This window comes from Pseudomonas shirazensis (assembly GCF_050496565.1).
In the GTDB taxonomy this organism is placed as follows: Bacteria; Pseudomonadota; Gammaproteobacteria; order Pseudomonadales; family Pseudomonadaceae; genus Aquipseudomonas; species Aquipseudomonas shirazensis_A.
Window position 1 is genome coordinate 1 of record NZ_JBNWAE010000043.1, and the last position, 712, is coordinate 712.

The 712-nt window shown below is 62.5% G+C and carries 1 pseudogene; it reads right to left on the reverse strand.

The annotated features are described in order from the left end of the window. Positions 1-619, reverse strand: a pseudogene (locus tag ACQZ2L_RS25035) (T6SS effector BTH_I2691 family protein); the annotation flags it as partial. Positions 620-712 lie beyond the last annotated feature (93 nt).

Here is a 712-nt window from a genome sequence, read left to right on the forward strand (position 1 = left end):
TGTCGACATAGGCCTGATCAAGTCGGCGCATGATCGGTGCGGCAACGCGGCCGGGTGAGGGGGTATGGCCGGCCTGGGCGTGTTCGGCCAGGCGCAGGTTGAGTGCTTGCTCACCCAGCGAAGCGGTGAGGAGGGTTACCAGGCGCCTATGCAGTGCTCGGTCGACAGTGTTGGGCGCGCCGGCGCTCAGGGCTTCACGCCCCAAATGACCAATCCATGCCAGTGCACCGGCAGTATTGACGTGGCCGTGTTGGGCTAACTGCTCTAAATGGCCGTCGATTGCGCTGAATTGCGCGGCCAGCGTCTTGGCTTGTTGCAGTGCGGTTTCCAGCTTTTTCCAATCGTCCGCGGGCTCGTGGAGAATGCGCAGATCGCTTTGGGTCTTTGCCAGTACCTCGGCAACCGATTTCTGATTGAACACATAAGCGCGCATGGCCAAGTTGCTCGCTTCAACTTCGCCGCTCTGCCACCAACGGCTGAGCAACTGCGCGCCTTTGACGGTGCCTTCCATACCCAGCACGCACAGGCCGGTCTGGTGCGCAAAGCACAGACCGCTGGTGAGGTCTTCCTGGTCATAGAGATCCAGCGCTGCAAGCAGTCGCGGATGCTGCAGCCACATCAGGTGGTCGCCTGCCCGGGAGTCAGCCTGGCGCTGTGCCTCGCGGCTGACGGTCTCGAACCAGCCCAGCTGAACGTGCATGGCGGGCAGGTC